This is a genomic window from Propionivibrio pelophilus DSM 12018 (assembly GCF_059569095.1).
Map to the genome: position 1 here is coordinate 1 of NZ_JCANUT010000102.1, position 5,231 is coordinate 5,231.

Below are 5,231 nucleotides of genomic sequence, written 5' to 3' on the forward strand. Positions count from 1 at the left end.
CCCTCACGCAGTTGCGCTTCACTTCGTTCGCTGTGATCAACTTACGGCGGGACTTGCACCCGCAGGAGTGCGCCCGTGCCGGGCGCACAAAAAAAATCCCGCGCCGGTGTGGCACGGGATTGAAAGTCCCATCGTTGCGATGGGTCAGGGAGGGTCAAACATTGTCAGCGGGGGCGCTGAAGCAATGAGTGGATTCTAGGCTGCGCTTCTCGCGCGTCTGTGGGCCTTGCTGGGTCGATGTGTAACCGACTGTGATTCCGTCTGCCGCCCTCAACGTCCCTCGGCTGGCGTGATCAATTCGGTATCGTCGTGCGCGTAGGGCGGGGCGCAGCAGCACAGGAGGGTCAGCGCTTCGCTGCCGGAGGCTTCGACGCTGTGGGCGACGCCCGGGGCGATGCAGACGGTGTCCCCCGTGGCGATGTCGAACTGGTCCGCCCCGAGCGTCATCCGGCCGTGCCCGGCGGTGATGTGGTAGAGCTCTTCGCTCAGCAGGTGGCGGTGCAGCAGGGTCCGCGTTCCGGCGGGAACGGTGGCTTCGGCGAGGCTTTGTTGTACGTTACGGTGAATTGACGGGTGCATCAGTTCGCGGATCGTTGAACCGTCCTTGGTGATGTAGGCGGGCACGGTGGCGTACGGTTGGCGCATGGCGGGTTCCTTCTCTGATTTCTTCGACGATTATCCTATTGTCGCCGGAGGGGGGTGTGCACAGGGCAATCGCATGAATTTGCTCTCCCTCCCCTTCAGGGGGCTATGGTATGCGCTCTACCTGTTCGTCATCCCGGCGAAGGCCGGGATCCAGTTTGTACTCCGAAAACCTGGATTCCGGCCTTCGCCGGAATGACGGAGCATTTGCGATGTGTGCATACGATAACCTTCAAGGGGAGGAGCGGCTCCACGCGGTATTCTCGTGATTGCCTTGGCGTTGTGCCCGCGGTCGTGCCATCTGATAATCCGGGGTTTCCTGCTTCACCGTTTTTGCCAAACATGCCTCAGACTCTCGCCGTTCCGGTCAGCAGCGAATTGCTGATCAAGAAGAGCCGCTTCATCGGCTGCGTGCGGCCGGCGAGCGACCGGGCCGAGGCGCAGCGGATCGTCGCGGACCTGCGCGCGCAGCATCCCGGCGCGGCGCATGTCTGCTGGGCCCTGCTGGCCGGCGGGCAGTCGGCGGCGGTTGATGACGGCGAACCGGGCGGGACAGCCGGGCGGCCGATGCTGGAGGTACTGCGGCATCAGGATCTCGACGGCGTGCTGGCGACGGTGGTGCGCTACTTCGGCGGGGTCAAGCTCGGTGCCGGTGGTCTGGTACGGGCGTATACGGACAGCGTGGCACAGGCGCTGCTGACCGCGCAGAAAGTGCCGATCGTGCGCAGCCGCACCTTGGGCTGTTCGGTGCCGTATGCGCTGGAGGGGATGCTCCGGCGTGAACTCGAACGCGTCGGGGCGAAGTTGGTGGCGGTGAATCACGGCACCCTTGTCGAATTTGTTTTCAGTCTCCCCGAGGATGCCGCCGAGGCGCTGATCGCTCGCCTCAACGAGGCGGGGAACGGGCGGGTTGTCTGGCGCGAAGACGAAGGCTTTTCTGATTCTTAGCCGCTGCGCCCGATCACCGCGGCAGTCGCCAGCAATTCGTCGAGCAAGGCCATCGACGCCTGCCCCGGGCAGTTGAATGGGTTGAGCACCGGCAGTTCGGCGTACTTGAGCAACAGCGACGGGTTGATCGTGGTGACGTCCACGTGCCCCATCGTCCAGTTGCCGAAGCGGCGCTCGGCGATCTCTTCATAACTGAGGATGCGCACGTGGGTGTGGCGGTCGTCGCGGACGATGGTGTTGTACATCTCGCAGACGGCGTCGCGGCTGCCTTCGAGCACCTGCAGGAACAGGTCGTGGCTGTAGCAGAGGATGCCGGTAATGCCGAGCTTGGGATTGTGCGCACGCGACTGGGCGAGGATCGCATCGACCACGGCGGTGGTCAGCGGTGCGACGGGGCGGCTGGCGTAGAGCAATCGGACGAGCATCGTGGCCTCAGGCTTTCAGGTTGATCAGGGAGAGAAATTCGCGGCGCAGTGCGGCGTCCTTGAGGAAGATGCCGCGCATCACGCTGTTGACCATCTTGGTCTCGGCATCTTTTACGCCGCGCCAGTGCATGCAGAAGTGATCGGCCTCCATGACCACGGCGAGGCCGTCGGGGCTGACCTTGCGCATCAGCAGTTCGGCCATCTGGGTGATCGCCTCTTCCTGGATCTGCGGCCGGCTCATCACCCATTCGGCGAGGCGCGAGTACTTCGACAGGCCGATCAGGTTGGAATGCTCGTTGGGCATCAGGCCGATCCACAGGCGGCCCATGATCGGGCAGAAGTGGTGGCTGCAGGCGCTGCGCACGGTGATCGGGCCGACGATCATCAGTTCGTTGAGCCGCTCGACGTTGGGGAATTCGGTGACCGGCGGCGCCGGCAGGTAGCGGCCGCGAAAGACTTCGGTCAGGTACATCTTGGCGACGCGGCGGGCGGTGTCCTGGGTGTTGTGGTCGCTCTCGGTGTCGATGACCAGGCTTTCCAGCACGCCCTTCATCTTGCCCTCGACCTCGTCGAGCAGGGCCTCCAGTTCGCCGGGTTCGACGAAGGCGGCGATGTTGTCGTTGGCGTGAAAGCGCTGGCCGGCGCGCTGGATGCGGGCGCGGATGCGTTCCGATACGGGGGCGGCGTCGGTGCTGTCGGTCCGGGGGGAAAGGTCGCTGTTCATTGGCTGTTGTTGTCGCGGATTGGGTGGCTGGGTTCAATCAAGCATTTCTGTGACCGAAAAGCCAGGACGGCGTTCAATCTCCCGTGAACCAGTCGGTCAATGGTCGCACCTCGCCCAGTGCGGCGAGGCTGCGGTCGATGGCGTCGTGGTTGCCCCAGACGACGTACGCCAGGTCGCCGGCCGCGACGCGCAATTCGATCTCGCCGCAGTACAGGCCGCGATCGCGTTGCACGTAGAAGCCGTAGGTGCGGCAGGCAACCGGACGGAACGGGTAGACCGGGCAGGCGCCGGTGTCCCGGTCGAGGAACGGGCAGGTCACGGGACGTTCCTTCGACGCGGCGAGGGCCACGATGCGTTGGCCGATTTCGTCGCGCTGCGCGGCCGGCAAGGCGGCCAGCCCTTCGCGCAGCAGTTCCCATTCGGCGCGGGTGAGTGTGGGAATGTCCGCCAACTGGTGACAACACCGGTCGCAACCTTTCGCGCAGGGCCACTCCGCGCCGCCGTCGCGGATAGACTGCACGCGGCGGTCGATGTCGGCGTGAAGTTTGGTCAGTGCGCTCATGGCGTATTTCCTCCGGAATGCAGCAGTTCGAGCAACGTATCCTGCGCGGGTGTGGTGTGGCGGTCGCGATAGACGATGCTGCCCCACGGCGAAAGCGTGTGGGTGAAGTCGTAGGGGATGATCGCCAGCGAGCCGTTGTCCTCGTATTGCGCGGCGATCGAGCGCGGCGCGACGGCGAGCATGTCGCCGCGGCGGAGCAGCGTCGAGGTGACGAGCAGGGACGAGGTTTCGATGAAGCCGGTCGGCAGCGCGGCGTGGTTGCTGACGAATTCCTGCTCGATGACTTCGCGCGACGGGCTGCCCAGCGGTTGCAGGATCCACGGGTAGGCGAGCAGCGCCGCGAATTGCAGCGGCGCCTGGCGTGCCGCCTCAACCAGCGGGTGGTCCGGGGCGGCGATGATCGATACCTCCTCCTCGCCGATCGGCCGGAACAGGCATTCCTGGCCGAGCGGACCGGCGTCCTTCGGCAGGCGGCCGATGACGATGTCGAGCGTGCCGTCGCGCAGCAGTTCGATCAGCCGGTCGCTGGTGTCGATGACGACTTCGAGCGAGAGGAGCGGGTAGAGCTTCTTCGTTTCGAGCAGGGCATCGCTCAGGTAATCGGGCAGGGCGACCATGATGCTGCCGATGAAGATCTTCTCCGCGCTGCCGAGGCGTAGCTTGTTCAGCTCCTGGCCCAGTCCGCTCATGGTGCTGCGCAGGCTGCGGCAGGCGTTCATCACCGCCAGCCCGGCCGGGTTGAGCTTGAGGCCGCGCCCCTCGCGGTCGAACAGCGTCTGCCCGATCGCCTCTTCGAGTTCATGCAGCATCTTGCTGGCGGCGGAAGCGGTCATGCCGAGATGCTGCGCGGCGGTGTGCAGCGTTCGGTGCTCGTGGATGGCCAGCATCAGCAACACCTGGCGCATGCGGATGCGGTTGAGCAGCAACGGAGGGGATGGGGCGGGCATGGGCGATAGGTGAATTTATGGAACCGATGATTCTAATCTTTTCAATTTACGGAAACATTCGCTGTTGCTAGGATTCTCCGGTTGGGCGCCGATTGAATGGCGCACTTTGATCGTAAACAACAACTTTAGCGAGGGATGCACATGAAAGTACTGATTACCGGCGGTGGCGGTTTCATTGGGTACCGGCTGGCGCTGGCACTGCTCAACAAGGGCACGCTGTCGAACGCCGAGGGCCAGCAGGAGCCGATCTCCCAGATCACCCTGTTCGACATGGCGTTCCCGGAGAACGTCGATTCCCGCCTGAAGTGCGTCAAGGGCGACCTGAACGACCTCGCCTGCGTCGAAGCCGCGCTCGGCGGCGACACCGGCGCCGTCTTCCACCTGGCCTCGGTGGTCAGCGGCGGCGCCGAAGCCGACTTCGAACTCGGCTACAAGGTCAACCTCGACGGCACGCGCGGCCTGCTCGACGCCAGCCGCAAGCAGGCCAAGCCGCCGCGCTTCGTCTTCACCAGTTCGGTCGCCGTTTTCGGCGGCGAACTGCCGGAAGTGCTCGACGACGGCACGACGCCGAATCCGCAAGGCTCTTACGGTGCGCAGAAGGTCATCTGCGAATACCTCGTCACCGACTACTCGCGCAAGGGCTACATCGACGGCCGCTCGCTGCGCCTGCCGACCATCTCCGTGCGTCCCGGCAAGCCGAACCTGGCCGCCTCGTCGTTCGCCAGCGGCATCATCCGCGAACCGCTTAACGGCGTGCCTTCGGTCTGCCCGGTCGGCCGTGATGCGAAGATCTGGCTGCTCTCGCCGGCTAAGGTCATTGCGTCCCTGATCCACGCCTACGAACTGCCGTCCTCGACGTGGGGCGTCACCCGCGTGATCAACCTGCCGGGCAACACCGCGGTGGTCGGCGACATGATCGACACGCTGCGCAAAATCGCCGGCGACAAGGTGGCTGACCTCATCGAGATCAAGCCGGAGCCGCG

General features: G+C 64.7%; 7 protein-coding genes. 2 read left to right on the forward strand and 5 right to left on the reverse strand.

Annotated features, from left to right (window positions below; translation table 11 throughout):
- Window positions 1-270: 270 nt before the first annotated feature.
- Window positions 271-645 carry a cupin domain-containing protein gene (locus BO74_RS20540; RefSeq protein ID WP_496445176.1) on the reverse strand — a complete coding sequence of 125 codons (375 nt, stop codon included), beginning with the start codon at window positions 643-645 and terminating at the stop codon, window positions 271-273.
- A 339-nt stretch (window positions 646-984) separates the two neighbouring features.
- Here BO74_RS20540 and BO74_RS20545 point away from each other — a divergent pair, with 339 nt between their 5' ends.
- Window positions 985-1,590 (forward strand): IMPACT family protein, encoded by a 606-nt coding sequence (locus BO74_RS20545; RefSeq protein WP_496445178.1) that lies wholly within the window; start codon window positions 985-987, stop codon window positions 1,588-1,590.
- On the opposite strand, the gene BO74_RS20550 is transcribed toward BO74_RS20545, so the two are convergent.
- The 4 genes from BO74_RS20550 to BO74_RS20565 all read right to left on the reverse strand — a co-directional run bounded on the left by BO74_RS20550 (window position 1,587) and on the right by BO74_RS20565 (window position 4,248).
- Complete coding sequence (locus BO74_RS20550) at window positions 1,587-2,015, reverse strand: BLUF domain-containing protein (RefSeq protein ID WP_496445180.1); 429 nt, start codon at window positions 2,013-2,015, stop codon at window positions 1,587-1,589. The genes BO74_RS20545 and BO74_RS20550 overlap by 4 nt on opposite strands.
- 7 nt (window positions 2,016-2,022) lie before the next feature.
- Window positions 2,023-2,739: a GTP cyclohydrolase I gene (folE, locus tag BO74_RS20555; RefSeq protein ID WP_496445182.1), complete on the reverse strand. Its 717-nt coding sequence runs from the start codon at window positions 2,737-2,739 to the stop codon at window positions 2,023-2,025.
- Between the two features lie 73 nt (window positions 2,740-2,812).
- The gene (locus BO74_RS20560) at window positions 2,813-3,301 is read right to left on the reverse strand and encodes a YkgJ family cysteine cluster protein (RefSeq protein ID WP_496445184.1); all 489 of its coding nucleotides are present in this window, start codon (window positions 3,299-3,301) and stop codon (window positions 2,813-2,815) included.
- On the reverse strand, window positions 3,298-4,248 hold the full coding sequence (locus tag BO74_RS20565; RefSeq protein ID WP_496445186.1) for a LysR family transcriptional regulator: 951 nt from the start codon (window positions 4,246-4,248) through the stop codon (window positions 3,298-3,300). Before BO74_RS20565 ends, BO74_RS20560 begins: the two co-directional genes overlap by 4 nt.
- 141 nt (window positions 4,249-4,389) lie before the next feature.
- Between BO74_RS20565 and denD the strand changes: the two genes are divergently transcribed.
- Window positions 4,390-5,231, forward strand: an 842-nt coding sequence (gene denD, locus BO74_RS20570) for a D-erythronate dehydrogenase (RefSeq protein WP_496445188.1), incomplete at its 3' end; no start/stop codon positions are given.

Bases quoted from the DNA above. Each gene is read 5' to 3' on its own strand.
- BO74_RS20540 (WP_496445176.1), bottom strand. From the start codon at position 645: ATGCGCCAACCGTACGCCACCGTGCCCGCCTACATCACCAAGGACGGT.
- BO74_RS20545 (WP_496445178.1), top strand. From the start codon at position 985: ATGCCTCAGACTCTCGCCGTTCCGGTCAGCAGCGAATTGCTGATCAAG.
- BO74_RS20550 (WP_496445180.1), bottom strand. From the start codon at position 2,015: ATGCTCGTCCGATTGCTCTACGCCAGCCGCCCCGTCGCACCGCTGACC.
- folE (WP_496445182.1), bottom strand. From the start codon at position 2,739: ATGAACAGCGACCTTTCCCCCCGGACCGACAGCACCGACGCCGCCCCC.
- BO74_RS20560 (WP_496445184.1), bottom strand. From the start codon at position 3,301: ATGAGCGCACTGACCAAACTTCACGCCGACATCGACCGCCGCGTGCAG.
- BO74_RS20565 (WP_496445186.1), bottom strand. From the start codon at position 4,248: ATGCCCGCCCCATCCCCTCCGTTGCTGCTCAACCGCATCCGCATGCGC.